Source organism: Rhodococcoides corynebacterioides (genome assembly GCF_019834675.1).
GTDB lineage: Bacteria > Actinomycetota > Actinomycetes > Mycobacteriales > Mycobacteriaceae > Rhodococcoides > Rhodococcoides corynebacterioides_A.
The window spans coordinates 1-26,104 of the sequence record NZ_JABUBU010000013.1; the positions used below are offsets into that span (position 1 = coordinate 1).

Sequence of the window (26,104 nt, forward strand, 5' to 3'; positions counted from 1 at the left end):
ACCCCCGCTCCCGCACCGACCCCAGCGCCCGCCCCGGCTCGGCCGCGTCGATCGAAGTCGGGCCCGGCGCCGGTCACCGTCACTCTCGCGTCGGGACCGGACGACACCTGGACGGTCGCCGTCTCGCACGGTGCCCGCAAGTCCGGCAAGCCCGCGTCGGTGACGGCCGATCGCGTGCTCGAGGCGGTCCGCGCACTGGGCGATCCGGCGGCCTCGGAAGCGGTCGAGGAGAAGGTCGAGGCCGCCCGCGCGGCGGCCCGCGAGCGAGTGGACGCGCTCAGCCGCGAGCTCGAGGACGCCCGCCGAGTTCTGGACCGGTTGACGGAGCAGGGCAAGTAGTACGACCCCTCCGCCGGAGATTGCTACGGTGTGCGGGACCTCCGGAGGGGAATACATGCTGAAGAAACTCGTCGTCGCGGCTGCCGCGGCTCTCGCCCTGACCGCCGGTGTCGGCGTGGGCACCGCGTCCGCCGCACCCGTCGCCGTGCTCGGCGGTGGGTCCGGCATCCTGATCGCCGACAGCTCGGGCCAGGGCAAGTTCGATTGCACGCTGACCACCGTCGGCACCGACAACGCCGGACGGCTGGTGGGCATCACCGCCGGTCACTGTGGTGTTCCGGGCGACCTGGTGGGCGCGGAGTACCTGCCGGAGGCGGGAGCCGTGGGACGCATCGTGTCCTCGGTGGGCGGCCTGGACTACGCCGTGATCGAGTTCGACCGGAACCGGGTGGCCCCCACCAACCGCGTCGGCAACGTGACCATCACCGGTGTCGGCGAGCCCGCGACGTTCCCCGGCATCATGTGCAAGGAAGGCCGGACCACCGGCAACACCTGCGGCATCACGTACGGCGAGCTGTTCCAGAACGACCGCACCTACACCCAGATCTGCGTGCAGCAGGGTGACTCGGGCGGACCCGTGGTCGCCGGCACCACGTTGGTGGGCATGGTGAACGCCTACCTGGGCATCCCGTGCATCGGCCCCGAGGTCGGCACCAACATCCGCGCGGTCTTCGACGACATCAACCGTGGCGGCGGCGTCGGAACGGGTTTCGTTCCCACTCCCTGATCGATCACACACACGAGCCCCGCACCGATCTCGGTGCGGGGCTCGTGTGTGTCACGGGGGTTCCGTCTCGGAGCGCAGTGTGCGACTCGGAGCGTCGGCGGACGGGAATCCGGAGGATCCGGCGCCGAGCCGCACGTGCTGCTCACTTCGAGCGGACCTGACCTCGGTTCTGGCCTCAGTTCTGACCGATGCAGGCCTTCAGCGTGGTGAGGTCGCCCGCGAAGCCGGGGCCGTCGCAGGTCACGCCGCCGACGGAATCGACGGAGATGGTGGCGCCGGGGCCGGCGATGGCGATGGACAGGCCGGGGTTGAGGCCGATGGCCTCCGCGACGCTGCCCGGTCCGAACGCGATGGCGGCGGGAGCGGCCAGGCCGACGGCCGACGAGGTGGCGGAGCCGCCGTTCAGGCCCAGGGCCAGGGCGAGAGCGTTGCGGCTGGCGTCGGCGGAGGCGTCGCCGTACGCCGCGGCGGCGCTGGAGGCGTCGCTGGTGGCGGAGCACTCACCGGTGACGGCGTCCCGGCCGAAGGGGGCCTGACATGCGTCGACCGGAGCGGCCGAGGCGGTGGCGGGCAGGAACGCCGCGACACCGAGCGCCACACCGAACGCACCTGCGATGGACTTCTTCATGATGGACATGGCTGCTGCCTCCCGATGGTTCGGACAGCCCAGCGCTGCCCCCTCACGAGGAAGGGTTCCCCGTCCCGATGACGACCTCGGCCCCACCGCGTCACGAATCGATCACGGTGGGGCCTCGGGTCGGTCTCGAGCGGCGTGGCCTAGGGGGCTTATGTGCAGACGGCACCCTGCGAGGCGGAGCCGACCAGCTTGGAGTACTTGGCCAGCACCCCGCGGGTGTAGCGCGGGGGCAGCGGCGCCCAGCCCTCGCGACGCGACGCCAGCTCGGCCTCGTCGACCAGCAGGTCGAGCGTGCCGTTGGCCACGTCGAGACGGATCCGGTCGCCGTCGTGGACGAAGGCGATGGGTCCGCCGTCGACGGCCTCGGGCGCGATGTGGCCGACGCAGAGGCCGGTGGTGCCGCCGGAGAAGCGGCCGTCGGTCATGAGCAGCACGTCCTTGCCCAGACCCGCGCCCTTGATCGCGCCGGTGATGGCGAGCATCTCGCGCATGCCGGGTCCGCCCTTGGGGCCCTCGTAACGGATGACGACGACGTCACCGGCGGTGATTGTGCCGTCCTCGAGCGCGTCCATCGCGGCGCGCTCGCGCTCGAAGACGCGGGCGGTTCCCTCGAAGACGTCGGAGTCGAAGCCGGCCGACTTCACCACGGCGCCGCCGGGCGCCAGCGAGCCGGACAGGATGGTGATGCCGCCGGTGGGGTGGATCGGCTCCGACATCGCCCGCAGCACCAGGCCGTCGGGATCCGGCGGCGCGATGTCGGCGAGGTTCTCGGCAACGGTGCGGCCGGTGACGGTGAGGCAGTCGCCGTGCAGCAGACCGGCGTCGAGCAGGGCCTTCATGACCACCGGCACGCCGCCGATGCGGTCGACGTCGGTCATCACGTGCCGACCGAACGGCTTGACGTCCGCGAGGTGCGGGACCTTGGAGCCGACGCGGATGAAGTCGTCGAGGGTGAGCTCGACGTCCGCCTCGTGCGCGATGGCCAGCAGGTGCAGGACGGCGTTGGTCGACCCGCCGAACGCCATGACGACGGCGATGGCGTTCTCGAACGCTTCCTTGGTCATGATGTCGCGCGCGGTGATGCCGCGGCGGAGGAGTTCGACGACGGCCTCACCGCTGGCGCGGGCGAACCCGTCGCGACGCTTGTCGGGGGCGGGCGGCGCCGCGCTGCCGGGCAGGGACATGCCCATCGCCTCGGCCGCGCTGGCCATGGTGTTCGCGGTGTACATGCCGCCGCAGGCGCCCTCGCCGGGACAGATGGCGCGCTCGATGGTGTCGACGTCCTCGCGGGACATCAGGCCGCGGGAGCAGGCGCCGACGGCCTCGAAGGCGTCGATGATGGTGACCTGGTGCTCGCTGCCGTCGGACAGCGTGGCGAAGCCGGGGAGCGTCGAGCCCGCGTAGAGGAAGACGGACGCGAGGTCCAGGCGGGCCGCGGCCATGAGCATGCCCGGCAGGGACTTGTCGCAGCCGGCCAGCAGCACGGATCCGTCGAGGCGCTCGGCGCTGATGACGGTCTCGACGGAGTCGGCGATGACCTCACGGGAGACCAGGGAGAAGTGCATCCCCTCGTGGCCCATCGAGATGCCGTCGGAGACGGAGATGGTGCCGAACTCCAGCGGGTAGCCGCCGCCGGTGTGCACGCCCTCCTTGACCGCCTTGGCCAGACGGTCGAGGGAGAGGTTGCACGGCGTGATCTCGTTCCACGACGACGCGACGCCGATCTGCGACTTGCCCCAGTCGGCGTCGCCCATACCGACGGCGCGGAGCATGCCGCGGGCGGCGGTCTTCTCGAGGCCGTCGGTGACGTCGCGGCTGCGGGGCTTGACGTCGGGGTCGGTCGTGGGGGTGGTGCCGGAAGGAGTGCTGCCGGGGGTGCTGCTCATGGCGAAAACCCTAGACCTGCCGGTGGCGGGGTCGAGCCGGGTGGTGCGCGGCCACTCGATCGCCGTTATGCATCCGTTACCGTTCGGTGTCCCGATTGCGACATGCGCGTCGCGGTACCGCCGTGAAGCGCTGGCACTGTCGGAGACATCGAGCACGATCCCGTGCTCCGCGGACCGAGGTGATGACCGTGAATACTCTTGTCGCACAACCCGATACGGGCACCATCAGCACGATGGACCAGCCGGCGGACAAGCGCGTCGTCGACCGGACCGTGTCCGTTCCCGCCCGGCGCCCCGAGACTGCCACCGGCGAACTGGTGGATCTGCTCGTGGCCGTCGGCCGCGGCGACCGGGCCGCCTTCGCCCGGTTCTACGACCTCACGTCTTCCCGCGTCTACGGCGCCGTGCTGCGCGTACTGCGCGATCGCGGATTCTCCGAGGAATGCGTGCAGGACGTCTACCTGGAGGTCTGGCAGAAGGCGCCCACGTTCTCTCCGTCGCAGGGCTCGCCGGCCGCGTGGCTGGTCACCATGGCCCATCGTCGCGCCATCGATCGCGTGCGGTCGGAGCAGTCTCGGTCGGACCGGGAGTCCAAGTGGGCCATGCTCGACGCCGCCATCGGGACCGCCGACGGCGGTGACCGCTTCCTCGACCGACGACCCGTGCTCGACGCGATGGCCGAACTGTCGAGCCGGCAGCGCGAGTGCCTGTTCATGGCGTTCTTCGAGGGGTTGACCTACGCCGAGGCCGCCGACCGCATGGGCGTGCCCGTCTCCACCATGAAGTCGCGCATCCGCAGCGCACTGGCGAAGCTGCGGGTGGACCCGCAGGTCGCCTGCCTCGCCGACTGAACTCAGGCCCGCACCGACGGCTGGACCAGCGCGAACGCCGCGGCGCCCGCCGCGAGAAGCAGGGCCACGCAGATCCACATCGCGGACGTGAAGCCCCGGCTCACCGTGTCCGCATCCAGCGTTCCGGTGATGCCGACGAGGCCCGGCAGCGCGGCCACCGCCAGCAACTGAGCCGTGCGCGCCACGGCGTTGTTCACCGCCGACGCCGCGCCCGCGTGCTCGCTCGGCACCGATCCGACGGCCGCCGCGGTCAGGGGCGCCACCAGGATCGACAACCCCACGCCGAACACCACGACCGCGGGCAGCACCGCCCCGGCGTACGTCGCGCCGGGGTGGATCCGGGTCATCAGTGCGAGCCCGACCGCGGCCACCACCGGCCCCACCGTCATCGGCAGGCGCGGGCCGATCCGGTCCGCCAGCGCTCCCGTGCGCGAGGACAGCAGCAGCATCGCGGCGGTGATCGGCAGCGTCGCCACCCCGGCGGTGATCGCGTCGTACCCCAGCGCGGTCTGCAGGTGCAGGAGCAGCAGGAAGAACACGCCGCCCAGCGCCGCGTACGCCGCGACCGTCACCACGTTGGCGCCGACGAACGTGCGCGAGGCGAACAGCGGCGGCGCCACCAACGGATGCCGAACGCGGCGCTGCCACGCCGCGAACACACCGACGCCCACGAGCCCGAGTCCCACCGCCACCGCATTCGCGCCGATCGCGCCGACGGTGACCGCGGCCAACGCGGCCACGACGAGAGTCGCGCCGACCCAGTCGAGACGACCCGTGGCGTCGGGATCACGGGATTCGGGGACGTGGCGGGCGGTGACCGCCAGGACGACGATCCCGAGCGGCACGTTGATCCAGAACACGGACCGCCACCCGGCGACGTCGACCAGCCACCCGCCGAGGACGGGTCCCACCGCGGCGGCCACGCCGCCGAGCCCCGACCACAGCCCGATCGCCGCGCCGCGATCGCGCGGGTCGAGCGACGCCGAGAGGATCGCCAGCGACCCGGGCGTGAGCAGCGCGGCGCCGATTCCCTGGATCACGCGGGCGGCGACCAGCGCGTCGACGGACGGGGCGAGCGCGCACGCGACCGACGCCGCCGTGAACCACACCGTTCCGATCGCGAAGAGTCGGGCGCGGCCGTACCGGTCGCCCAGTGAGCCCCCGAGCAGCACGAACGCGGCGAGCGTAAGGGTGTAGCCGGTCACCGTCCACTGCAGCCCCGAGACGTCCGCACCGAGATCGGCGGCGACGGCGGGCAGCGCGATGTTCACGACGGTGCCGTCGAGCATGGTCAGCGACGAGCCGAGCACCGTCGCGGCGACGATCCACCGTCCGCGAGCGGTGCGGAGGCGCGGGGCATCGAGCACGGCGGGTCAGGGCGTGTCGAAGCAGACGACGAATTCTCGCTCGTCGTAGACGTACGCGCGGTCGGTGTTGCAGTCGTACTCGTCCACGGAGTTCCGGATGATCTCGTCGACCCGGACGCCGTCGATCATCGGCTCGGAGCAGTCGACGCGGACGGGATCCTCACCGCCGAGGTCCATGCACCCGCCCACCACGAAGTCGATGTCGAGGCACAGCGCGCCCTGTTCGATGCCGCCGAGCGTCTCGTAGTACGTCTGGTCCACGTCGGACGGGCACCCGCTCGACGTCGGCGACGACGCCACCACCACGTAGTTCGACTCGTCCGAGCCGCACGTGGCTTCCTCGATGGTCGCGTCGTCCACCGTGCCGCCGAGGCGCACGCAGTCACCCGGCGCGACGTCGATGGAGACGTCTCCGCCCGACGACGTGGTGGTCGGGGGGACGAGGCGGTCGTTCGGGAGCTCGGAGGTGGTGGATGCCGTCGACGTGGTCGGCGCCGCGACCGGGGTGCCGGTGACGGTGGACGAGCATCCGGTCGCCACGAGCACCGCCGCGACCGCGCCGAGCAGCAGCGCGGCGGGGCGCGTGCGGCGAGTCCGGAGTAGAGGCATGGCGGTCACTGTATGCCCGTGGGACGTCGGCGTCTCGTGCGAGACTGACGGCGTGGACCTCCCCGTGACGCCGCCGCTGCAGCCCATGCTCGCCAAGGCCGCGAAGGTGGTGCCGGATCAGGGTTCCCCGGATGCGGTCTGGTCCTACGAGCCGAAGTGGGACGGGTTCCGCACCATCGTCTTTCGCGACGGGGACGAGGTGGTGCTCGGGTCACGCGGCGGCAAGGACCTGGCGCGCTATTTTCCGGAGATGGTGGCGGCGGTCAAGAAGGAACTGCCCACCCGCTGCGTCGTCGACGGGGAACTGGTGGTGTCCCTCGAGCGCGACGGGTCGTGGCGGCTGGACTGGGACTCGCTGTCGGAGCGAATTCACCCCGCGGACAGTCGGGTTCGCATGCTGGCCGAGAAGACGCCGGCGCGGTTCGTGGCGTTCGACCTCCTCGCCCTGGGTGACGAGGACCTGACGGGCCGCCCCTTCGCCGAGCGCCGTGCCGCGCTCGAGGGCATTCTCGAGCCGCGGGAGGCGCCGCGGTGTCACGTCACCCGCGTGACCGACGACGCCGCGCTGGCCACGGAGTGGTTCGACCGCTTCGAGGGCGCGGGTCTCGACGGAGTGGTGGCCAAGCGGCTGGACGGGGTGTACCTGCCGAACAAGCGCGAGATGGTCAAGGTCAAGCACGCCCGGACGGCCGACTGCGTGCTCATCGGGTACCGAATCCACAAGTCCGGCACCGGCATCGGGTCCATGCTCCTCGGGCTCTACAACGGGGACCGGCTGCAGATGATCGGGGGCGCGTCGGCGTTCACCGACGCCAAGCGGATCGAGTACCAGAAGGAACTGGAACCGTTGCGGCTCGGCGAGGACGTCGTCTCCGACGGCGAGCAGACCCGGTGGCGGTCCGGGGTGGACCGCACGTGGATCCCCGTGCGGCCCGAGCGCGTGCTCGAGGTGGCGTACGACCAGATGGAGAAGGACCGGCTGCGGCACGCGGCGCGGTTCCTTCGGTGGCGGCCGGACCGCGACCCGCTCAGCTGCACCTACGACCAGCTCGACACTCCCGAGCGGTACGACGTCGCCGACATCCTGGCGGGTGCGTGATGGCGACGTCGGCCGCGTCGGTGCGGGCGGGCGAGCGCGACGTTCGCGTCACCAGCCCCGACCGAGTGATCTACGAGGCCACCGACGCCGGCCCGGCGATCACCAAACATCAGGTGTGCGAGTACTTCTCGGCGGTCGGGCCGGCGATGATGCGCGCGATCGGCGATCGCCCGACGGCGATGGAGCGGTGGCCGGACGGCTACCGCGACGGGATGCGGCTGGCCACCGGGCCGCAGGACAAGGGCGGCGACGGCTTCTATCAGAAGCGGCTGCCGAAGGGCGCGCCCGACTGGATCGAGACCGTCGACATCACCTTCCCCAGTCGACGCACGGCGGCCGAGCTGTGCCCGTCGGAGCCGGCGTCGGTCGTCTGGGCCGCGCAGATGGGGACGCTGACCTTCCACCCGTGGCCCGTCCGTCGTCCCGAGGTCGACCGGCCGGACGAGTTGCGCCTCGACCTCGACCCGCAGCCGGGCACCACGTTCGCCGACGCGCAGCGCGTGGCGGAGGTGACGCGGGAACTGCTCGCCGAGCTGGGCCTGCGCGGCTACCCCAAGACCAGCGGCAACCGCGGCATCCACGTCTACGTGCGCATCCGCCCGGAGTACACCTTCGAGGACGTCCGGCACGCCGCCATCGGACTCGGCCGCGAACTCGAACGGCGGGACGACGGCGTCACCACCGCCTGGTGGAAGGAGGAGCGCGGGAAGCGCATCTTCCTCGACTACAACCAGAACAACCGGGACCGCACCATCGCGAGCGCGTGGAGCCTGCGCGCCCGGCCCGGCGCGCCCGTCAGCACCCCCATGACGTGGGCGACGTTGGCGGAGACGACGGACCCGCGCGCCTACACGCTGCACACCGTCCCGGACTACTTGGCGGACGGCGACCCGTGGGCGGACATGGACGACGAGGCGTTCTCGCTGGATCCCCTGCTGCAGCTGTGGGAGACCCTGCCCGGCGGCGAGCTGAACTTCCCGCCCGACTACCCCAAGATGCCCGGGGAGCCGCCGCGCGTGCAGCCGTCGAAGAAGGTGGCCGAGCACTGGGACGACGAGGGCAATCGGGTCCCGGACCACCGTTAGGTCAGCAGCTTCTCCAGCTCGCGGATCATCGTCGCCGTGTCGTGCGGGCCGTCGTGCCGGCGAGGGGTGTCGGCGCCACCCAGATAGAACGCGGGCGTTCCCGGCAGTTCGCTGGTGAGCGCGTCGAGTTCGTCGTCCTCGACGCGGGTGACGAAGTCGCCGGTCCGCATGTCGTCCTCGTACCGGTCCATGTCGAGCCCCACGGCGGCGGCGTAGCCGTCGACCGCGTCGCGTTCGAGGTCGTCGCTGTGCTGGAACAGCGTGTCGTGCATCTCCCAGAACTTGCCCTGGGCCGCGGCGGCCTCCGCGGCCTGCGCCGCGTAGCGGGCGTGCGGGTGGTGATCGTCCAGCGGGTAGTGCCGGAAGACGTAGCGCAATCGGTCACCGAAGTGCTCGCGCAACTCCCGCGCGACCCCGGTGGCCTTGCTGCAGAACGGGCACTCGAAATCGCCGTACTCGACGACGGTGAGCGGCGCACCGAGGGGGCCGCGGACGTGGTCGCGTCGACCCACCGGCCGGAGCAGCTTCTTCGGCGGTCCGGCGGGCGGGGGTGCCAGGCGGTTGCCGAGAGCGAACACGCCCCAGCCGAGCAGTGCCGCGATCACGGACGCCGACAGCACGCCCACGCGCGCCTCGTCCTGCAGCAGCGGGTCCTCGAGAGCCAGGTCGACGATGAACAGCGAAATGGTGAAGCCGACGCCGGACAACGCGGCGCCGCCCGCGATCTGCGGGAAGGTCAGGCCGGGGGCCAGCGCCCGGGGCCGGATGCGGGCGAACGCTGCGCTGGCGCCGGTGATGCCGACGAACTTGCCGATCACCAGTCCGAGCACGATGCCCCACGTCAGCGGGGACGTCGCCGCCGCGGACAGGGTCTCGCGGCTCAGGACCACCCCGGCGTTGGCGAGCGCGAAGATCGGCACCACCAGGAACGCGGTGTAGGGCTGGTAGAGGCGCATGAGCCGCTCGTTCACCGAGACCGCCCGCTCGAGCCCGAGGCGGGCGGCCCGCGCGTACTCCGGGTTCGGCGACTGACGGAACGCCCGCGTGAGTGCCGCGGCGTGCTCGACCTCCCGTCGCCGGGGCGGGTAGACCGGCAGCAGCAGCGCGATCATCACGCCGGCGAGGGTGGGGTGGACACCGGAGAGGTACATCGCCGTCCAGGTCACGAGCGAGACGACGAGGTACCCCGCACCGCGCCACACGCGCATCCGCCGTAGCACCAACACCAGAGCGAGGCCGACGAACGACACCAGGAGGGGGCCGACGCGCAGGTCGTCGGTGTAGACGACGGCGATGATCGCCAGGGCGCCGACGTCGTCCGCCACCGCGAGGGTCAGCAGGAACACGCGCAGGCGCAGGGCACGCGTCGGGCCGACGACGGCGAGCAGACCCAGCACGAAGGCCGTGTCGGTGGAGATCACGACGCCCCAGGCCGCGGACGCCGGGCCCGACGGGTTGAGCAGCAGGAACAGCAGCGCCGGAACAGCTAGTCCGGCCAGCGCCGCGACGATGGGCACCGCCGCGCGGGAGGTGTCCCGCAACTCGCCCATGGCGAACTCGCGTTTCACCTCGAGGCCGACGACGAAGAAGAACAGCGCCATCAGGCCGTCGTTCACCCAGTGCTGGAGGTCGAGCTCGATGCCGTGGGTGCCGACGGTGACGGACAGCGGCGTGTGCCAGAAGGCCTGGTAGGTCTCGCCCCACGGCGAGTTGGCCCACACCAGCGCGAACACCGTGGCGGTGAGCAGGAACGCCGCGGCGAGGGTCTCGCTGCTGTCGCCGCGGCGTGCCTCGGCGATGCACTCGACCCAGCTCCGCATGCGCTCACGGTGGGTGGTGATGGGCGACTCGGTCACCCGGGGAAACTACACCGGACGCACGACGGCGCCGCACCCCCGAGTCGGGGAATGCGGCGCCGAGTCCGTGCGGAGACGGGTCAGCCGGCGTCGGCCGCGGCTTCCTTCTCCGAGGTCGCGCCCGCGGTGGAGAGCTGGCCACCGGCGTTCTCGAGGTGCGCGCGGACGAACCAGTGGAACAACTCGAGCTGGCCGCTGTGGCCGATCAGCAGGTCCTCGGTGACGGGGTCGACGTCACCGGTCTTCTCGATGGCCTCGCGGTAGTCGGAGATGACCCCCGTGTAGACGAGGTCGAGGGCACCGAGGTGCTCGATGGCCGGCGCACGGCCGATGCTGTAGTCGTCCCAGGTCCGCTGGGAGACGATGGTTCCCGGCGTACCCTTGGCCGACCCGCCGAGGGTGGCGATGCGCTCGGCGACGTCGTCGGCGAAGCCGCGCACGGCCTCGACCTGCGGGTCGAGCATCTCGTGCACCGAGATGAAGTTGGGGCCCACCACGTTCCAGTGCACGTGCTTGAGCGTCAGGTGCAGATCGTTCAGCGCGTTCAGCCGATCCTGCAGGATCTCTGCCACGCGTGCGCCGTCCTCGGTGGACATGCCCGGAACCGTGTACGAAGCCGTCTTCTGCGTCGAATCAGTCATGGCCGCAGAGTTGACCGAGCCCCCCGTTTCCAAACACCCGAGCGGGCGGTTCGAGGCGCGTGTCACGGCGACTACGCTGGGTATCCGACGCTCGCCCGGACGGCGGTGTCGCTGTCGGCGACGCCCGACGGCGTGAGGAAGGTTCCCGGAATCCATGCGAGTGTTCTTCTGCCGCAAGTGCGGTCAGCAACTGTCCTTCGAGAACTCGATCTGCCTGTCCTGCGACAGTCGGCTCGGCTTCCACCTGCCCGGCCGCAGCATCCAGGTCCTGGGCGACGACCTCACCGTCACCGTCGACGGGGTCGAGTGGGGCCGCTGCGCCAACATCAAACGGGCACGGTGCAACTGGCTGGTCGACCTCTCGACCGGGGCCACGCTCTGCGCGTCGTGCGCCCTCACCCGCACCCGGCCCGCCGACAGCGACACCGACGCGATGGCGGAGTTCGCCGCCGCCGAGACCGCGAAACGGCGCGTGATCCTCGAGCTCGACGAGCTGCACCTGCCCATCGTCGGACGGGACGAGAACCCGTCGGGCGGCCTGGGGTTCGACCTGCTCTCCAGCGCCAACCGGCACGTCATCACCGGCCACGCCAACGGCCTCATCACCCTCGACCTCGCCGAGAGCGACGACGCGCACCGCGAACAGCTGCGCGTGTCCATGGACGAGCCCTACCGCACCCTCGTCGGCCACTTCCGCCACGAGATCGGGCACTACTACCAGACCGTGCTCATCGGGACCGGCGAGCACCGGGCGCGGTTCGAGGAGCTGTTCGGCAACCCCGACGACGACTACCAGGCCGCGCTCGACCGGCACTACAGCGAGGGCGCCCCCGAGGGCTGGCGGAAGAACCACGTGTCGTCCTACGCCACGATGCACCCCGCCGAGGACTGGGCCGAGACCTTCGCCCACTACCTGCACATCCGGGACACCCTCGACACCGCCGCGGCCTACGCCTTCGCGCCGGCCGGCTCGACCTTCGAGGCGCCGCTCGCCGGCGACGTCGGCTTCGACCGCATCATCGACTGGTGGCTGCCGCTCACCTGGGCCCTCAACCAGCTCAACCGGTCCATGGGGCACCAGGACCTCTACCCCTTCGTCCTGCCCGCCCGCGTGCTCGAGAAGATGCGCTTCGTCCACAGTGTCGTCGTGCCCGAAGTCGGCTGACCCGGGCAGGGTGGTCGTGCCCGAAGTCGGCTGACCCGGGCAGGGTGGTCGTGCCCGAAGTCCTCCAGGTCAGCTCCCGCTGCGCTCCGGTGGGAGCCGGGCGACCAGCGACCGCGCGCACTCGATGGTGAGCGTCGGGTCGTGGCTGAGGACGTAGTCGAAACGACGGTCCATGTCCGGGCCGCCGTCGCCCAGATCGCGGGCCGCGAGCACGGCCGAGAAGTGCGGTGACAGCACCACGACGTCCCATTCCTCGCGCAGCGCGTCCGAGGCGGGCAGGCCCGCGCCGCGAATCTTGGGTGCCGGCTCCGTGCCCATGTTCTCGGCCAGCGCGCCCACCAGCGCCGCGTTCTGCGCCATCAGCTCCCAGCGCCGACCGGTCAGCGCGGTGAAGTGCCGGATGTGCTGGAACGCGCCCATCATGAGCGCGGTCTGACGGCTGTCCGTGGCCATCGACTCGAGGTTCTTGCTGATCTCGATGAGCAGCCGCTTGCTCGCCCGCCGCACGTCGAGACCGCCCGCGGCCAGGTTGTACGGCGTGGACAGCGGCGTCGCGCCGCGCCCGCGGGCCGTGCCGAACTCGAGGGGCGAGCCGACCGGACTGTCGCCGGAGAGCGTCGTCGTCGAGCCGTAGAGGGGACCCTCGCCCACCCGGGCGCCCATGGCGAGGGCGGCGAGCGCCGAGGCCTCGTCGGTGATGCCCTCCGCCATGACGATGGCGCCCGTGCGCTCCACCTGCGCCGCGACGGCGTTCACCACGCGGGCGGTGAAACGGTTGGGGCGCGTCGCGAGCAGCGTGCGGTCGAGCTTGACGACGTCCGGCTCGAGCAGCGGGAGCAGCGCCAACGACTCCGGCCGGACGCCGACGTGGTCGACGGCGATGGCCCAGCCGAGCCGGCGTACCTCGGCGACGACACGCATGAGGTGGGCGGGGCGACGAATCAGAGCGGTCTCGTCGAACTGCAGCACCGCGCCGCCCGCGTCCTGATCGTGCAGGTCCGGCAGGTCGGTGAGGGAGTCCGGATCGACGGCGATGAACAGCGGAACCTCGCGCGGCTTGTCCTCGCGCGCGGCGGCCGCCAGGGCGCCGTTCCACCGAGCGGCGTCGAGATCGGGCGTCATGCCCATCGCGCGAGCGGCGGAAGCCAGGGCCGCGGGCTCGGCGAACGACGAGTCGGCGGGACCCCCGACCACGGCCTCGTAGCCGACGATGGACCCGGTCTGCAGATCGATGATGCGCTGGAAGGACGTGTGCAGACTGTCCGGTCCGAGCAGTGCACTGAGGCCGTTCTCGGCGCGCTCGGGAAACAGTGCCGCAGGCTGTATCCGATCGCCCGCTGTCGCAGGCAGGGGTCGCTCGGACTCCTGTCCTCGGTCGTCGACCACCACGGCGTGCGGCCCTTCTTCTCGTCGTGTGCATCGGACCGACACGTCGTCGTCCGCGCAGCACGGGTGAACCTCGACCGTCGCCGTGGCTTGACATCGGTCTCGCGTGTCTTGCCACGATACCCGACTGGCGACGGCCGTCGCCTCTGTGTGTTAATGGCGGAACACGACTCGATTCGAGACCGACAGGGATGGTTCACGCTCATGGGAGTTCGTCGTACGTCCGGTTCCGTGGCGCGAGCAGCGGTGGGCGCCGTCGTCGTCACCGCCGGCCTGATCGCCGCCGCAGCACCGGCCGCGGCCGCGCCGCTCTGGCCCGGTGGCCCCGACATCTCGCTGCCCGGCCTGCCGCCGGCGCCCGAGCTGCCCACTCTGCCCGGACTGCCCGCACCGCCGTCGCTGCCGACCGTCCCGCAGCTGCCCGTCGAACCCCAGCGCGGCCCGGCCAACTTCGCCACCCCCGCGGTGAACCCGTCCGCCGGTGAGGTGGTCGGCATCGCGCAGCCGGTGATCCTGCGGTTCTCCGCACCGATCGCCGACCGCGCCGTCGCGGAACGCGCCATCGACGTCACGACTTCGGCGGGCGACGTCCCCGGCCGATTCTTCTGGTTCTCCGATCGTCAGGTGCGGTGGCGTCCCGACGCCTTCTGGCCGGCCAACACCGACGTGACCGTGCGCGCGGGGGATCTGACGAGCACGTTCACCGTCGGCGACGCGATCGTCACGACGGCCGACGACGCCACCAAGACCATCACGGTGACGCGCAACGGCGCCGTCGTGCGCACCATGCCGACGTCGATGGGCAAGCCGGGTCACGAGACGCCCAACGGCACCTACGTGATCGGCGAGCGCTACCGCGACATGTACATGGACTCGTCCACCTACGGTGTGCCCGTCGACGCTCCCGAGGGCTACCGCACGTACGTCGAGTACGCGACGCGCATGTCGAACAGCGGGATCTTCGTCCACGCCGCCCCGTGGTCGGTGACCAGCCAGGGCGTCGAGAACGTCAGTCACGGCTGCCTGAACGTCAGCACCGAGGACGCGAAATGGTTCTACGAGACCGTGCAGAAGGGCGATCCGGTGGTGGTGCAGAACACCGCGGGCGGCGTTCTGAGCGGCTACGACGGCCTCGGAGACTGGCAGCTGTAGAAACGCCACCGTCCGGACAGGTGCGGATCCGTTCCAGTTCACCATTAGTTCGTTTTATCTAGGCTAATGTCCCATCGGTGACAGCACTTCTCCCTCGGCGGGCGGCTTCTCGGAGCCCCCGGCGACCGGTCGGTCGGGGCCGACCCGTCGTGCAGCGGACGCTGCCGGATCTTCCTCCGGCGCAACGCTCTTTCCTGCGTCGTCCGTGGCGGGACTACGCCCTGTTCCTGGTGCTGGTGGGGCCGAATCTGGTTCTGCTCGGGGTCTTCACCTACCGGCCGCTGGTGGACAACATCCGGCTGTCGTTCTTCGACTGGAACATCAGCTCGCCGACCTCGACGTTCATCGGACTGGCGAACTACCGCGAGTGGTGGGGCCGCAGCGACACGTGGCAGATCGTGTCCAACACCGTGATCTTCACGATCGCGGCCGTCGCGGGCAGCATGCTGCTCGGCCTGATCCTGGCGATGCTGCTCGACCGGAAGTTACGGGGCCGGAACGTTGTTCGCTCGGCCGTCTTCGCGCCGTTCGTCATCTCGGGTGCCGCGATCGGCGTGGCCTTCCAGTTCGTCTTCGACCCGAACTTCGGCCTGATCCAGGATCTGATGCGCCGCATCGGGTTCGACAGCGTGCCGGACTTCTACCAGAGCCCCGGGTGGGCGCTGTTCATGGTCACGGTGACCTACCTATGGAAGAACCTCGGCTACGCCTTCGTCATCTATCTCGCTGCGCTGCAGGGCCTCCGGCAGGATCTGACCGAGGCCGCGCAGATCGACGGCGCGAGTCGCTGGACCACGTTCCGCAAGGTCACCCTGCCGCAGCTGCGGCCCACGACGTTCTTCCTGTCGATCACGGTGATGCTCAACTCCCTGCAGGTCTTCGACATCATCAACGTCATGACCCGCGGTGGCCCCCTGGGCATCGGCACCACCACGATGGTCTACCAGGTGTACGAGGAGTCCTTCCGCAACTTCCGAGCCGGCTACGGTGCCACCGTCGCCACCGTCATGTTCCTGGTGCTGCTGATCATCACGGTGTTCCAGGTGCGGGTCATGGATCGAGGTGACGCACGATGACCGCCACCACCACGCCGGTCCCGCCGGCGCAGCTCGACGCGGACCGACGCCGTCGGCTCTCCAGCCTGTTCGGCTACGCCGCCATGGTCGTCGTCATCGTCATCATCGGACTGCCGCTGTTCTGGATCGTCGTCACCTCGTTCAAGGAACGCGGCGACATCTACGTGCAGCCGTCCATCTGGTGGCCCAGTGTCTTCCGGCCGGAGAACTACGCGGACGCCACCTCGACGGTGCCGTTCTGGACCTTCCTGAAGAACTCGCTGATCATCACCAGCATTCTCGCGGTGGTGAAGTTCGTCCTCGGCGTCCTCAGTGCCTACGGCCTGGTGTTCCTGCGCTTCCCGGGCAAGACCATCGTGTTCCTCGTCATCATCGCCGCCCTCATGGTGCCGAACCAGATCACGGTCATCTCCAACTACGCCCTCGTCGCACAGTTGGGGTGGCGCAACACCTTCCAGGGCATCATCGTGCCGCTGGCCGGGGTCGCGTTCGGCACGTTCCTCATGCGCAACCACTTCCTGTCCATACCGCAGGAGATCATCGAGGCCGCGCGCATGGACGCTGCCGGCCCCGTGCGGTTGCTGTTCCGGGTGGTCCTGCCGCTGTCCGGTCCGACCATGGTCGCGTTCGCGACGATCACCGTGGTCAACGAGTGGAACGAGTACCTCTGGCCGTTCCTGATGTCCGACGACTCCTCCGTCGCACCGCTTCCCGTCGGCCTGACGCAGTTGCAGAACAACGACGGTGTCACCAACTGGGGGCCGGTGATGGCCGGCACCGTCCTGACGATGATCCCCATCCTGATCGTGTTCCTCGCCCTGCAGCGGCACATGATCAAGGGCTTGACCTCCGGCGCCGTCAAGGGCTGACCGGCCTTTTTTCTCGCGCACACCACCAACACAGGAGTCGACATGCATCTCTCTCGTCGGGGTTTCCTCGGAGCCGCCGGAGCGGCGGGCGCCGTCGCGGCGAGCGCCGCCCTCACCGCCTGCGCCGGAACCAGTTCCACGTCGTCGTCCGGCTCGGGCTCGGGTGGGGACGCCAACACGATCACCTTCTGGTCGTCGCACCCCGGTAGCTCGAAGGACGTCGAGAACGAGCTGATCTCGCGCTTCCAGGCCGCCAACCCGGACCTGACGGTCCAGATGATCGACGGCGGCAAGAACTACGAGGAGATCGCGCAGAAGTTCAACGCGGCGCTCTCCGGCGGGTCGCTGCCCGACGTCGTCCTGCTCTCGGACGTGTGGTGGTTCAACTTCGCTCTGCTGGGGGCGATCTCGCCGCTGGACGATCTGTTCTCGCAGGCCGGGGTGAACACGAGCGAGTACGTCGATTCGCTGGTGGCCGACTACAACTGGAACGACAAGACGTGGGCGCTGCCCTACGCGCGGTCGACCCCGCTCTTCTACTACAACAAGGAGGTCTGGTCGGCGGCCGGATTGCCCGATCGCGGGCCCGCCACCTGGCAGGAGTTCGACCAGTGGGGCCCCGAGCTGCAGCGCGTGGTCGGCAACGGCAAGCTCGCCCACGGGTGGGGCAACGCCGAGGACTACCTCGGCTGGACCTACGAGGGACCGATCTGGACCTTCGGCGGCAGCTACTCCGACCAGTTCGACCTGAAGTTCACCGACGAGCGCACCATCGCCGCGGGCAACTTCCTCAAGGAGATGATCCACACCAAGAAGTACGCGGCCGTCTCCAACGACATCGCCAACGACTTCGGTGCCGGGCTGCTCGCGTCGACCATCGCCTCCACCGGTGACCTCTCCGGCATCACGGCCAACGCGAAGTTCGACTTCGGCACCGCGTTCCTGCCCGCCGAGGCCGGCACCCCCGGATGCCCCACCGGCGGTGCGGGTCTCGCGATCCCGGCGAACATCCCGGACGAGCGCAAGGTCAACGCGCTGAAGTTCATCGACTTCGTCACCAACACCGAGTCGACGGTCTACTTCTCCCAGAACGTCGGCTACATGCCCGTGCGCAAGGCGGCCGCGAGCGATCCGTCCGAGGTGGCCTTCCTCGAGCAGAACCCGCGCTCGCGCACCGCCGTCGACCAGCTCTCGCGGACCCGCTCGCAGGACTACGCCCGGGTGTTCGTGCCCGGCGGTGACAAGATCATCGGCACCGGCCTCGAGCAGATCGCCCTGCAGAACGCCGACGTCGCCTCGACGTTCAGCGGCATGCAGGATCAGTTGCAGCAGATCATCGATCGCCAGATCACGCCCAAGCTGCCCAAGTAAGGAACGGGACCCACCACCATGGCTTCGGTCAACTTCGTCGGCACCACCCATCGCTACGCGGGCGCCCCGCACCCGTCGGTGGAGGGCCTCGACCTCGACATCGCCGACGGCGAGTTCCTGGTGCTCGTCGGCCCGTCGGGATGCGGGAAGTCGACGTCCCTGCGGATGCTCGCCGGCCTCGAGGCGGTCGAGAGCGGCCGCATCGAGATCGGCGGCAAGGACGTCAGCGGCCTCGCGCCTAAGGAACGCGACGTCGCCATGGTGTTCCAGAACTACGCGCTGTACCCCAACATGACCGTCGCGGACAACATGGGCTTCGCGCTCCGCAACGCGGGAATGAGCAAGGAGGACACCCGCTCTCGGGTCGAGGAGGCGGCTCGGATGCTCGAGCTCGAGCCGCTCCTCGACCGGCGGCCGGGCAAGCTGTCCGGCGGTCAGCGTCAGCGCGTCGCCATGGGGCGCGCGATCGTGCGTCGCCCCGAGGTGTTCTGCATGGACGAGCCGCTGTCGAACCTCGACGCCAAGCTGCGGGTGAGCACCCGCTCGCAGATCGCCGGGTTGCAGCGGCGGCTGGGGACCACCACCGTCTACGTCACCCACGACCAGGTCGAAGCCATGACCATGGGCGACCGCGTCGCCGTGCTGAAGGCCGGGCATCTGCAGCAGGTCGCGAGTCCCCGTGAGCTGTACGCGAATCCGGTCAACGACTTCGTGGCGTCGTTCATCGGTTCGCCGGCCATGAACCTGCTCGAGGCCGACGTGCAGGACGGCCACGCCGTGCTGGGCGGTCTGCGCGTGCCGGTTCCGTCCGGACACGGGGGCCGCATCCTCGTCGGCGTGCGCCCGGAGAGCTGGGACCTGGTCGGCGAGAACGACACCGAGTCCGTCGAGCTGGTCACCGACCTGGTCGAGGAGCTCGGGGCCGAGTCCTTCGCCTACTCCACCCCGGCGGCCGACGCCGGGTGGACGGCGCGCGGCGGACGCGTCGTGGTGCGGGTGGATCGCCGCACCGTGGTCGATCCGCGTCAGCGCCTGCGGGTTCGTCCGGCTCCGGACGAGGTGTTCTTCTTCGACGCGGAGTCCGGGGACCGCATTCGCTGACCGCGGTCCCCGTGCCGCGATATCACCAGATGCGCACGCGCTCCGCCGGATCGAGGTACAGCGCGTCGCCCTCGGTCACCCCGAACGCCTCGTGAAAGCTGTCGAGGTTCCGCACCACACCGTTGCACCGGAACTCCGGCGGCGAGTGCGGATCGATCGACAGACGGCGCAGGGCCTCGGCGTCGCGAGCCTTGGTGCGCCACACCTGCGCCCAGCCGAAGAACACGCGCTGCAGCCCCGTCAGCCCGTCGATCTCCGGTGCTTCGCGGCCCTCGAGCGAGATGCGGTAGGCCTCGACCGCGATGGACAGGCCGCCGAGGTCGCCGATGTTCTCGCCGATCGTGAACTTGCCGTTGACGTGGTGGCCGGGCAGGGCCTTCGGCTCGAAAGCGTCGTACTGCTCGATGAGAGCCGTGGTGCGTGTACCGAATTCGGCGCGGTCGCTGTCGGTCCACCAGTCAACGAGGTTGCCGTCGCCGTCGTACTTGGCGCCCTGGTCGTCGAACCCGTGGCCGATCTCGTGCCCGATCACCGCGCCGATCCCGCCGTAGTTGGCGGCGTCGTCGGCGTCGGGATCGAAGAACGGGGGCTGCAGAATCGCGGCGGGGAACACGATTTCGTTCATGCCGGGGTTGTAGTAGGCGTTGACGGTCTGCGGCGTCATGAACCACTCGCCGCGGTCGACCGGCCCGCCGAGCTTGCCCAGATCGCGTCGGTACTCGAACTCGTAGCCCCGCCGGTAGTTGCCCACCGGGTCCGCGGCGTCGATCTCGAGTGCGGAGTAGTCACGCCAGGTGTCCGGGTAGCCGATCTTGGGGGTGAACCGGTCGAGCTTGGCCAGGGCAGCGGTGCGGGTCTCCGGGCTCATCCACTCGAGGTCGGTGATGTTGCGGCGGTAGGCCTCGACCAGGTTGGCCACCAGGTCCTGCATCCGCGCCTTCGACTCCGGCGGAAAGTGCTGCTCCACGTACAGCTGTCCCACGGCCTCGCCCATGAGGTCCTGCACCAGGGACACGCCGCGCTTCCACCGCTCGCGGTTCTCCTCGGTACCGGTGAGGGTGCGGCCGTAGAAGTCGAAGTTCTCGTCGACCAGGTCGGCGGCGAGGTACGGGGCTCGGGAGTGGACGATGCGCCAGGTGGCCCACGCCTTCCAGTCGTCGAGGCTGCGGCCGGACCACTCCTGCGCCGCCGTGGTGACGAACGACGGCTGCCGCACCACCACCTCTGCCCACTGTTCCGGCGTGGCACCGGTACCCGACACCCAGGCGTCCCAGTCGAATCCGGGTGCCTCGGCGGTCAACTCGGCCCATGTCCGGAGGTTGTAGGACAGGTCGGCGTCGCGACGCTTCACGACGTCCCAGTGCCCGGCCGCCATCGCCGTCTCCACCTCGAGGACGGTGGCCGCGTCGAAGGACACGCCGGCGAGGGCGAACATGCGGCCGATGTGGGCGACGTACTTCTCTCGCAGCTCGGCGTGCTCGTCGCCGCGGTAGTAGGACTCGTCGGGCAGCCCGAGGCCGGACTGCGTGACGTGCATCAGGTAGCGATCGGACTGCTTGGAGTCGGTGTCCACGTAGTGCGCCAGGGCGCCGCCGACACCCGTGCGGGCCAGGCCGCCCAGGACGTGCGCGAGGGCAGCGCGGTCCGCGGCGTCGGCCACCGCCGCGAGCTCGTCGGCGATCGGGGAGATGCCCGCGGCCTCGATCGCCTCGGCGTCCATGAACGCGGCGTAGAGGTCGCCGATCTTCGCGGCGTCGCTGCCCGGCGCCGGGTTCGACGCCGCGCACTCGGTCACGATGTCGCGGACGTGTTCCTCGGCGCGGTCGTACAGCGTGCGGAACGCGCCGTCGACGGCGCGGTCGGCCGGGATCTCGTACTCCGCGAGCCACCGCCCGTTGACGTGCTCGAACAGGTCGTCCTGCGCACGGGTGGACGGGTCGACCCAGGCCAGGTCGAGGCCGGACGGGCGGGATTCGCGGGTGGGGGACTCTGCCGTGGTCATGAGCCCCATCCTGCCGAAAGCCCGCGAGCCCCGCACGGGGCGCCGGTCCGTCGTCAGGCCGGATCGGGCTCGGGATCGCTCAGCGCCCCGATCATGGCGCGCAGCATCCGGCGGGCCTCGTCGACGTCGTCGAGACCGCTCAGCATCCGCTCCTCCACCCCTCGCACGGCAGCACTGGCCGCGGCCAGCGTGGCAGCGCCGGCGGGAGTCAGCCGGGCGGGCAGGACCTTGCCGATCGACGCCTGGTCGGGGCGGACCACCTCGCCGTCGGCCTCCATCGCGCGCAGCAGGACGTTCATCGACTGCCGGGTCACGAAGGCGCCGCGGGCGAGATCGGAGTTCGACAGCCCTGGCCGCTGGGACAGCAGTTCGAGGCACGAGTACCGGGTGACGGTGAGATCGAGGGGTCGCAGCACCTGCTCCATCGCGAGTCGCAGCGCGGTCGCCGCCTCCTTGAGCAGATATCCCACGGACGCCTCGAGGTCGATGCCATCGCTTGCATGACTCATGTCAGTATTCTGACATAGCTTGTGTTTGTCAGATAACTGACACGCATGAACAGGAGCACACCCATGACGGTCACCGGTCTCGACTTCGTTTCCCTCCAGGTCCGCGATCTCGCCGTGTCTCAGGCGTTCTACGAGCGGTGGTTCGGACTCCAGCGCTCGCCGGCGGGCCCGCCCCACGCGGTCGTCTTCACCACCACCCCGATCCCTTTCGCACTCCGCGAGGTCGTTCCCGGCACCGACCTCGACAGCGTCTCGCAGCCCGGACTCGGAGTGGCGCTGTGGTTCCACGCCGACGACGTCCAGGCCATCCACGACGGGCTGGTGGCCGACGGCGCCACCATCGTCACCCCTACGTTCGACGGTCCCTTCGGCCGAACGTTCACGCTCGCGGACCCGGACGGATGCCACCTCACGCTCCACGACCGCGCCTGACGCCGAGAACGAGCGGGCGTGGTTGCCCGCAAGTCGCCCGTCCGGACGGGATCCCGTCGATCCGGCCGACTTGCGGGCACTCGCGCCCGCGAGTTCTCCCACACGATCGCCCCGAACCTCGCGGATCCGCCGAATCCCGCCCGATCGTGTGGCAGAACTCGCGCGGGATCGAGGCTCGGGGTGCACGGGCCGACATTTCCGGGTACAGGTGGGCCATGTCTTCTTCGACGTCCTCCTCGACGCCGTCCGCGCCGGACCCGTCCACTACGGCCGAGTCCGCGACCCCGGAGCCGGAGGCCACGGCTCCTGCGTCCCCGTCCGACGCCGAACTGACGGCCGCACTGAGCGACTGGTTGCCGGAACAACGGTGGTTCTCCGCCAAGGGGCACACCGTGACCGGCGTCGACATCGTGGCGCGCGAGACCCTGGCGACCACCGCCGACCTCACCGTCGTGCACCTGTTGGTCGAGGTGCATCTCGACGGCGCCGAGGCGCAACTGTTCCAGGTTCCGGTGGGTGTGCGGGCCGAGGTGGACGACGATCTCGACCCCTGGGTGCTGCTCCGCACGGGCGGGGCGGTGGTCTACGACGGACTGCGTGACCCGGCGGTGATCGGGCTGCTCTCGGACCTGGTGGCCACGGGCGGCAGCGGCGATGTTCGGTTCCTCGCGGTTCCCGGCGCGGACCTGCCCACCGGTCTGCCGGGGCGCGTTCTCGGCGCCGAGCAGTCCAACACGTCGGTGATCGTGGGGGATCGGTTCCTGCTCAAGCTGTTCCGCCGGGTGGCGGTGGGGGTGAACCCGGACGTCGAGCTGCACCAGGCGCTCGGACGGGCCGAGAGTGCGCACGTCGCGACGTTGCGCGGATGGATCGAGGCCGACGTCCGGCACGACGAGACGACCCTCGGCATGATGCAGGACTTCGTGTCCGGGGCATCCGAGGGGTGGACCGCGGCCCTCGCGGCGGTCGACGCCGTGCTTGCCGCCGGCGACGTCGGCGCGGGGGACTTCACCGGTGAGGCGCGCTCGCTCGGCGGTGCCGTCGCGTCGGTGCACCGGGATCTGGCCCGCGTGCTCGGCACCTCGATCGCGCCGGCCGCCGAGACCACCGCCGCGATCTCCGCGCGGGTCGAGTCCGCGTTGCCCGTGGTCGAGGGGCTCGACGCCGCGCTGCCCCGCGTCCGGGCGCTGATCGAGGCCGCCGGTGAGACCGCCGTCGACACGCAGCGCATCCACGGCGACCTGCACCTCGGCCAGGTGCTCCGTACGCCGGACCTGTGGGTACTCATCGACTTCGAGGGCGAACCGTCGCGCAGCGTCGAGGAGCGGCGCACGCCGGACAGTCCCCTGCGCGACGTCGCCGGGATGGTCCGCTCCGTCGACTACGCCGCGATGAGCCGCGTGGTCGAGATCGACGACGACACCGAGCGGACCAGGGCGGACCGGCTCGCGCGCGACTGGGTCGACCGGACGGTCACCGCATTCCTCGACGGCTACGCCGAGGAGGCGGGCCACGATCCGCGCGAGAACCTCGCGCTGCTCCGGGCCTACGAGCTGGACAAGGCGGTGTACGAGGCGGTGTACGAGGCGCGCAACCGGCCGGGGTGGCTCACCATCCCGATGCACGCGATCGAGCGGCTCGTCGACGGGTGACCGCGCCCGACGACGACACGGCGGCGCCGCTGCGCCTGGCGGACCTGACGGCCCGGTTGCGGCGGGCGGGCTGCGTCTTCGCCGAGGAGGAGGCGCGGTTGTTGCGCGCCGAGTCGCCGGACGACGACGTACTCCGGGACCGGGTGCGCCGCCGCGTGGCGGGCGAGCCGCTCGAGACGATTGTCGGCTGGGCGGAGTTCCACGGGCACCGTGTCGTGGTCGCACCGGGGGTGTTCGTCCCTCGCCGCCGGACGGAGGCGCTGGTCGACGTGGCCCGCGGCCTGCTGGGGACCGGTGGCGTGGTGGTGGACCTGTGCTGCGGATCCGGTGCGATCGGCCTGGCGTTGGCCGACGTCGCGACGGTCCACGCCGCGGACGTCGATCCGCTGGCCGTGGCGTGTGCGCGACGAAACCTGCCGCCGGACAGGGTGTTCGAGGGTGATCTGTTCGACGCGCTGCCCGCCGCGTTGCGCGGCACCGTCGACGTCGTCTGCGCCAACACCCCCTACGTGCCCACGGCCGCGGTGGCGTCGATGCCGCGGGAGGCACGTGAGAGCGAGCCCCGCGTCACGCTCGACGGCGGCGCGGACGGTCTCGACGTCCAGCGCCGCGTCGCCGCAGAGGTGGCCCGGTGGTTGACGCCCACCGGCACACTCCTCGTCGAGACCTCCGCGGCGCAGGCCGACGCCGCGGCCGAGATCATGCAGGCGTCGGGCCTGCGTCCGCACGTTCACCACGACGACGAGCGGGACGCCACCGTGGTGGTCGGCTCCGCTCAGGGCTGACCGAACCGCCCCGACTGGAAGTCCTCGAACGCCTGCAGCACTTCGGCTTTCGTGTTCATGACGAACGGCCCGGCCATGGCGACGGGCTCGCGGATCGGCTCGCCACCCAGCAGGAACACCTCGAGGGGCTCCCGGCCGTCGGCCGCGGCGACGGTGACGGTGTCCCCGGACCCGAAGACGGTGGTCTGCCCCATCCGCACCGGACGCCGTTCGGCGCCGACGGTGCCCGTTCCGGCCAGCACGTACGCGATCGCGTTGTAGCGGGGATTCCACGGCAGCGTCACCGACGCGCCGGGCGCAACGGTGGTGTGGGACAGGGTGATCGGCGTGTAGGTCGACCCGGGTCCGGCGTGGCCGTCGATCTCGCCGGCGATCACGCGAACCAGGGCGCCGCCGTCGGGACTGGACAGCAGGGCCACCTGCCCGCCGGTGATGTCCTGGTAGCGCGGAGCGGCCATCTTGTCGGTCCGCGGGAGGTTCACCCAGAGCTGCACTCCGTGGAACAGGCCGCCGGACATCACCAGGTGCTCCGGCGGGGCCTCGATGTGCAGGATGCCGCTGCCCGCGGTCATCCACTGCGTGTCACCCCCGGTGATGGAGCCACCGCCGCCGTGCGAGTCCTGGTGGTCCATGATCCCGTCGATCATGTAGGTGACGGTCTCGAACCCGCGGTGCGGATGCCACGGCGTGCCCTTCGGCTCACCGGGGGCGTAGTTCACCTCACCCATCTGGTCCATGTGGATGAACGGGTCGAGGCGGGCCATGTCGATCCCGGCGAAGGCGCGACGGACGGGGAACCCTTCGCCCTCGTAGCCGGTGGGGGCGGTGGTGACGGAGCGAACGGTGCGCGGGACGGCGTCCGGGCCGGGCACGCCGAGGCGGGGAAGGGCGAGGACGTTGTCGACGGTCACGGCGGGCATGGGGTTCCTCCTGGGTCCGGCGACTCGACAAGTGATTGACGAGTCAACTATATCGGCTGAACCGTCGGTGTTCGCCCGGTATTCCGCCCCTCGCCACCGGTGACAGGTCACAATAGGATGACAATCGAGGTGTGATTTCCCGGAGTGCGGGGAACTCGCTCCGGTCGGGAAAACGCAGGATCCAGGAGGTCGCCATGACTGCCATCACCGAGAAGCCCACCACGCCCGCCGTCGACGGTGCAGACGGTATCGACCCTAACGACGCCGATTCGAACGACGCCGATTCGAACGACGCCGTCGCGGCGTCGCTGCAGGTCGGAGCCCGGGTGCGCCTCGTGCAGTCGGCCGACGACGCCGCGGGACGCGGCGAGACCGGGTCCGACACCGGGTCCGACGCCGACGCGCCCCTCGGCCGCGTGGTCGACGACTACGCCGGCACGCTGGACGGTGACACCGGGGGCCGCACGTGGGCCGTCCCGCACCGCTGGGCCGTGGCCCTCGACGACGGCCGTCTGGTCTTCCGGGACGACGACGACCTCGAGGTCGTCGAGGCGGAGTAGCCCGCGCGTTCGGCCGCGTCCGGCGAC

At 70.5% G+C, this 26,104-nt stretch carries 25 protein-coding genes; 15 read left to right on the top strand and 10 right to left on the bottom strand.

Features of this window, described 5'->3' with window-relative positions; genetic code table 11:
* Both HQ603_RS13160 and HQ603_RS13165 read left to right on the top strand, forming a co-directional pair.
* Window positions 1-339: DUF6319 family protein (locus HQ603_RS13160; RefSeq protein WP_222684975.1), on the top strand; the 339-nt coding region annotated here is incomplete at its 5' end.
* Between the two features lie 55 nt (window positions 340-394).
* On the top strand, window positions 395-1,066 hold the full coding sequence (locus HQ603_RS13165; protein ID WP_222684976.1) for a S1 family peptidase: 672 nt from the start codon (window positions 395-397) through the stop codon (window positions 1,064-1,066).
* A 175-nt stretch (window positions 1,067-1,241) separates the two neighbouring features.
* Here HQ603_RS13165 and HQ603_RS13170 read toward each other — a convergent pair whose 3' ends face one another.
* The gene (locus HQ603_RS13170) at window positions 1,242-1,703 is read right to left on the bottom strand and encodes a DUF6764 family protein (protein ID WP_222684977.1); all 462 of its coding nucleotides are present in this window, start codon (window positions 1,701-1,703) and stop codon (window positions 1,242-1,244) included.
* Window positions 1,704-1,852: 149 nt separating this feature from the next.
* Window positions 1,853-3,589: a dihydroxy-acid dehydratase gene (gene ilvD / locus HQ603_RS13175; protein WP_222684978.1), complete on the bottom strand. Its 1,737-nt coding sequence runs from the start codon at window positions 3,587-3,589 to the stop codon at window positions 1,853-1,855.
* Window positions 3,590-3,822: 233 nt separating this feature from the next.
* On the opposite strand from ilvD, the gene HQ603_RS13180 reads away from it, so the two are divergent.
* The gene (locus tag HQ603_RS13180) at window positions 3,823-4,440 is read left to right on the top strand and encodes a sigma-70 family RNA polymerase sigma factor (protein WP_222684979.1); all 618 of its coding nucleotides are present in this window, start codon (window positions 3,823-3,825) and stop codon (window positions 4,438-4,440) included.
* Between the two features lie 2 nt (window positions 4,441-4,442).
* On the opposite strand, the gene HQ603_RS13185 is transcribed toward HQ603_RS13180, so the two are convergent.
* On the bottom strand, window positions 4,443-5,807 hold the full coding sequence (locus tag HQ603_RS13185; protein WP_308126515.1) for an MFS transporter: 1,365 nt from the start codon (window positions 5,805-5,807) through the stop codon (window positions 4,443-4,445).
* Between the two features lie 6 nt (window positions 5,808-5,813).
* Window positions 5,814-6,416 carry an LppU family putative lipoprotein gene (gene lppU / locus HQ603_RS13190; protein WP_222684980.1) on the bottom strand — a complete coding sequence of 201 codons (603 nt, stop codon included), beginning with the start codon at window positions 6,414-6,416 and terminating at the stop codon, window positions 5,814-5,816.
* A gap of 52 nt (window positions 6,417-6,468) precedes the next feature.
* On the opposite strand from lppU, the gene HQ603_RS13195 reads away from it, so the two are divergent.
* Complete coding sequence (locus HQ603_RS13195) at window positions 6,469-7,515, top strand: ATP-dependent DNA ligase (RefSeq protein ID WP_222684981.1); 1,047 nt, start codon at window positions 6,469-6,471, stop codon at window positions 7,513-7,515.
* Window positions 7,515-8,600 carry a DNA polymerase domain-containing protein gene (locus HQ603_RS13200; RefSeq protein WP_222684982.1) on the top strand — a complete coding sequence of 362 codons (1,086 nt, stop codon included), beginning with the start codon at window positions 7,515-7,517 and terminating at the stop codon, window positions 8,598-8,600. The genes HQ603_RS13195 and HQ603_RS13200 overlap by 1 nt, the downstream gene beginning before the upstream one ends.
* Here HQ603_RS13200 and nhaA read toward each other — a convergent pair.
* Window positions 8,597-10,420, bottom strand: coding sequence for a Na+/H+ antiporter NhaA (gene nhaA / locus HQ603_RS13205; protein WP_222685046.1), 1,824 nt, complete (start codon window positions 10,418-10,420; stop codon window positions 8,597-8,599). The two genes, HQ603_RS13200 and nhaA, sit on opposite strands and share 4 nt — an antisense overlap.
* Before the next feature lie 116 nt (window positions 10,421-10,536).
* Window positions 10,537-11,097 carry a Dps family protein gene (locus tag HQ603_RS13210; RefSeq protein WP_222684983.1) on the bottom strand — a complete coding sequence of 187 codons (561 nt, stop codon included), beginning with the start codon at window positions 11,095-11,097 and terminating at the stop codon, window positions 10,537-10,539.
* 154 nt (window positions 11,098-11,251) lie between these two features.
* Between HQ603_RS13210 and HQ603_RS13215 the strand changes: the two genes are divergently transcribed.
* A complete protein-coding gene (locus HQ603_RS13215; protein ID WP_222684984.1) occupies window positions 11,252-12,262 on the top strand; it encodes a zinc-binding metallopeptidase family protein in 1,011 nt (336 codons plus the stop codon).
* A gap of 69 nt (window positions 12,263-12,331) precedes the next feature.
* On the opposite strand, the gene HQ603_RS13220 is transcribed toward HQ603_RS13215, so the two are convergent.
* A complete protein-coding gene (locus tag HQ603_RS13220) occupies window positions 12,332-13,651 on the bottom strand; it encodes an EAL domain-containing protein (RefSeq protein WP_308126516.1) in 1,320 nt (439 codons plus the stop codon).
* 201 nt (window positions 13,652-13,852) lie between these two features.
* Between HQ603_RS13220 and HQ603_RS13225 the strand changes: the two genes are divergently transcribed.
* The 5 genes from HQ603_RS13225 to HQ603_RS13245 all read left to right on the top strand — a co-directional run bounded on the left by HQ603_RS13225 (window position 13,853) and on the right by HQ603_RS13245 (window position 19,217).
* Complete coding sequence (locus HQ603_RS13225) at window positions 13,853-14,800, top strand: L,D-transpeptidase (RefSeq protein ID WP_222684985.1); 948 nt, start codon at window positions 13,853-13,855, stop codon at window positions 14,798-14,800.
* A gap of 149 nt (window positions 14,801-14,949) precedes the next feature.
* The gene (locus HQ603_RS13230) at window positions 14,950-15,876 is read left to right on the top strand and encodes a carbohydrate ABC transporter permease (protein ID WP_222684986.1); all 927 of its coding nucleotides are present in this window, start codon (window positions 14,950-14,952) and stop codon (window positions 15,874-15,876) included.
* Window positions 15,873-16,745 carry a carbohydrate ABC transporter permease gene (locus HQ603_RS13235; RefSeq protein ID WP_222677006.1) on the top strand — a complete coding sequence of 291 codons (873 nt, stop codon included), beginning with the start codon at window positions 15,873-15,875 and terminating at the stop codon, window positions 16,743-16,745. Before HQ603_RS13230 ends, HQ603_RS13235 begins: the two co-directional genes overlap by 4 nt.
* A 42-nt stretch (window positions 16,746-16,787) precedes the next feature.
* Window positions 16,788-18,116, top strand: coding sequence for an ABC transporter substrate-binding protein (locus HQ603_RS13240; protein ID WP_222684987.1), 1,329 nt, complete (start codon window positions 16,788-16,790; stop codon window positions 18,114-18,116).
* A gap of 18 nt (window positions 18,117-18,134) precedes the next feature.
* Window positions 18,135-19,217, top strand: a complete 1,083-nt coding sequence (locus HQ603_RS13245; protein WP_222684988.1) for an ABC transporter ATP-binding protein — start codon at window positions 18,135-18,137, stop codon at window positions 19,215-19,217.
* Window positions 19,218-19,239: 22 nt separating this feature from the next.
* On the opposite strand, the gene HQ603_RS13250 is transcribed toward HQ603_RS13245, so the two are convergent.
* Together HQ603_RS13250 and HQ603_RS13255 are read right to left on the bottom strand one after the other, a co-directional pair.
* Entirely contained in the window at window positions 19,240-21,219 is a 1,980-nt protein-coding gene (locus tag HQ603_RS13250) for a M13 family metallopeptidase (RefSeq protein ID WP_222684989.1), read from the bottom strand.
* Window positions 21,220-21,272: 53 nt separating this feature from the next.
* Window positions 21,273-21,728, bottom strand: a complete 456-nt coding sequence (locus HQ603_RS13255) for a MarR family winged helix-turn-helix transcriptional regulator (RefSeq protein WP_222684990.1) — start codon at window positions 21,726-21,728, stop codon at window positions 21,273-21,275.
* Window positions 21,729-21,791: 63 nt separating this feature from the next.
* On the opposite strand from HQ603_RS13255, the gene HQ603_RS13260 reads away from it, so the two are divergent.
* The 3 genes from HQ603_RS13260 to HQ603_RS13270 all read left to right on the top strand — a co-directional run bounded on the left by HQ603_RS13260 (window position 21,792) and on the right by HQ603_RS13270 (window position 24,597).
* Entirely contained in the window at window positions 21,792-22,160 is a 369-nt protein-coding gene (locus HQ603_RS13260) for a VOC family protein (RefSeq protein ID WP_222684991.1), read from the top strand.
* Window positions 22,161-22,375: 215 nt separating this feature from the next.
* The gene (locus HQ603_RS13265; protein ID WP_222684992.1) at window positions 22,376-23,812 is read left to right on the top strand and encodes a maltokinase N-terminal cap-like domain-containing protein; all 1,437 of its coding nucleotides are present in this window, start codon (window positions 22,376-22,378) and stop codon (window positions 23,810-23,812) included.
* The gene (locus HQ603_RS13270; RefSeq protein WP_308126517.1) at window positions 23,809-24,597 is read left to right on the top strand and encodes a putative protein N(5)-glutamine methyltransferase; all 789 of its coding nucleotides are present in this window, start codon (window positions 23,809-23,811) and stop codon (window positions 24,595-24,597) included. Before HQ603_RS13265 ends, HQ603_RS13270 begins: the two co-directional genes overlap by 4 nt.
* Here HQ603_RS13270 and HQ603_RS13275 read toward each other — a convergent pair.
* Window positions 24,588-25,517 (bottom strand): pirin family protein, encoded by a 930-nt coding sequence (locus HQ603_RS13275; protein WP_222684993.1) that lies wholly within the window; start codon window positions 25,515-25,517, stop codon window positions 24,588-24,590. The two genes, HQ603_RS13270 and HQ603_RS13275, sit on opposite strands and share 10 nt — an antisense overlap.
* Before the next feature lie 194 nt (window positions 25,518-25,711).
* Between HQ603_RS13275 and HQ603_RS19255 the strand changes: the two genes are divergently transcribed.
* Entirely contained in the window at window positions 25,712-26,077 is a 366-nt protein-coding gene (locus HQ603_RS19255; protein ID WP_371831053.1) for a hypothetical protein, read from the top strand.
* Window positions 26,078-26,104 lie beyond the last annotated feature (27 nt).

What these genes read in the sequence shown, in the direction of transcription:
- HQ603_RS13165 (WP_222684976.1), top strand. Translation starts at nt 395, where the DNA reads ATGCTGAAGAAACTCGTCGTCGCGGCTGCCGCGGCTCTCGCCCTGACC.
- HQ603_RS13170 (WP_222684977.1), bottom strand. Translation starts at nt 1,703, where the DNA reads ATGTCCATCATGAAGAAGTCCATCGCAGGTGCGTTCGGTGTGGCGCTC.
- ilvD (WP_222684978.1), bottom strand. Translation starts at nt 3,589, where the DNA reads ATGAGCAGCACCCCCGGCAGCACTCCTTCCGGCACCACCCCCACGACC.
- HQ603_RS13180 (WP_222684979.1), top strand. Translation starts at nt 3,823, where the DNA reads ATGGACCAGCCGGCGGACAAGCGCGTCGTCGACCGGACCGTGTCCGTT.
- lppU (WP_222684980.1), bottom strand. Translation starts at nt 6,416, where the DNA reads ATGCCTCTACTCCGGACTCGCCGCACGCGCCCCGCCGCGCTGCTGCTC.
- HQ603_RS13200 (WP_222684982.1), top strand. Translation starts at nt 7,515, where the DNA reads ATGGCGACGTCGGCCGCGTCGGTGCGGGCGGGCGAGCGCGACGTTCGC.
- nhaA (WP_222685046.1), bottom strand. Translation starts at nt 10,420, where the DNA reads ATGCGGAGCTGGGTCGAGTGCATCGCCGAGGCACGCCGCGGCGACAGC.
- HQ603_RS13210 (WP_222684983.1), bottom strand. Translation starts at nt 11,097, where the DNA reads ATGACTGATTCGACGCAGAAGACGGCTTCGTACACGGTTCCGGGCATG.
- HQ603_RS13215 (WP_222684984.1), top strand. Translation starts at nt 11,252, where the DNA reads ATGCGAGTGTTCTTCTGCCGCAAGTGCGGTCAGCAACTGTCCTTCGAG.
- HQ603_RS13225 (WP_222684985.1), top strand. Translation starts at nt 13,853, where the DNA reads ATGGGAGTTCGTCGTACGTCCGGTTCCGTGGCGCGAGCAGCGGTGGGC.
- HQ603_RS13235 (WP_222677006.1), top strand. Translation starts at nt 15,873, where the DNA reads ATGACCGCCACCACCACGCCGGTCCCGCCGGCGCAGCTCGACGCGGAC.
- HQ603_RS13240 (WP_222684987.1), top strand. Translation starts at nt 16,788, where the DNA reads ATGCATCTCTCTCGTCGGGGTTTCCTCGGAGCCGCCGGAGCGGCGGGC.
- HQ603_RS13245 (WP_222684988.1), top strand. Translation starts at nt 18,135, where the DNA reads ATGGCTTCGGTCAACTTCGTCGGCACCACCCATCGCTACGCGGGCGCC.
- HQ603_RS13250 (WP_222684989.1), bottom strand. Translation starts at nt 21,219, where the DNA reads ATGACCACGGCAGAGTCCCCCACCCGCGAATCCCGCCCGTCCGGCCTC.
- HQ603_RS13255 (WP_222684990.1), bottom strand. Translation starts at nt 21,728, where the DNA reads ATGAGTCATGCAAGCGATGGCATCGACCTCGAGGCGTCCGTGGGATAT.
- HQ603_RS13260 (WP_222684991.1), top strand. Translation starts at nt 21,792, where the DNA reads ATGACGGTCACCGGTCTCGACTTCGTTTCCCTCCAGGTCCGCGATCTC.
- HQ603_RS13265 (WP_222684992.1), top strand. Translation starts at nt 22,376, where the DNA reads ATGTCTTCTTCGACGTCCTCCTCGACGCCGTCCGCGCCGGACCCGTCC.
- HQ603_RS13275 (WP_222684993.1), bottom strand. Translation starts at nt 25,517, where the DNA reads ATGCCCGCCGTGACCGTCGACAACGTCCTCGCCCTTCCCCGCCTCGGC.
- HQ603_RS19255 (WP_371831053.1), top strand. Translation starts at nt 25,712, where the DNA reads ATGACTGCCATCACCGAGAAGCCCACCACGCCCGCCGTCGACGGTGCA.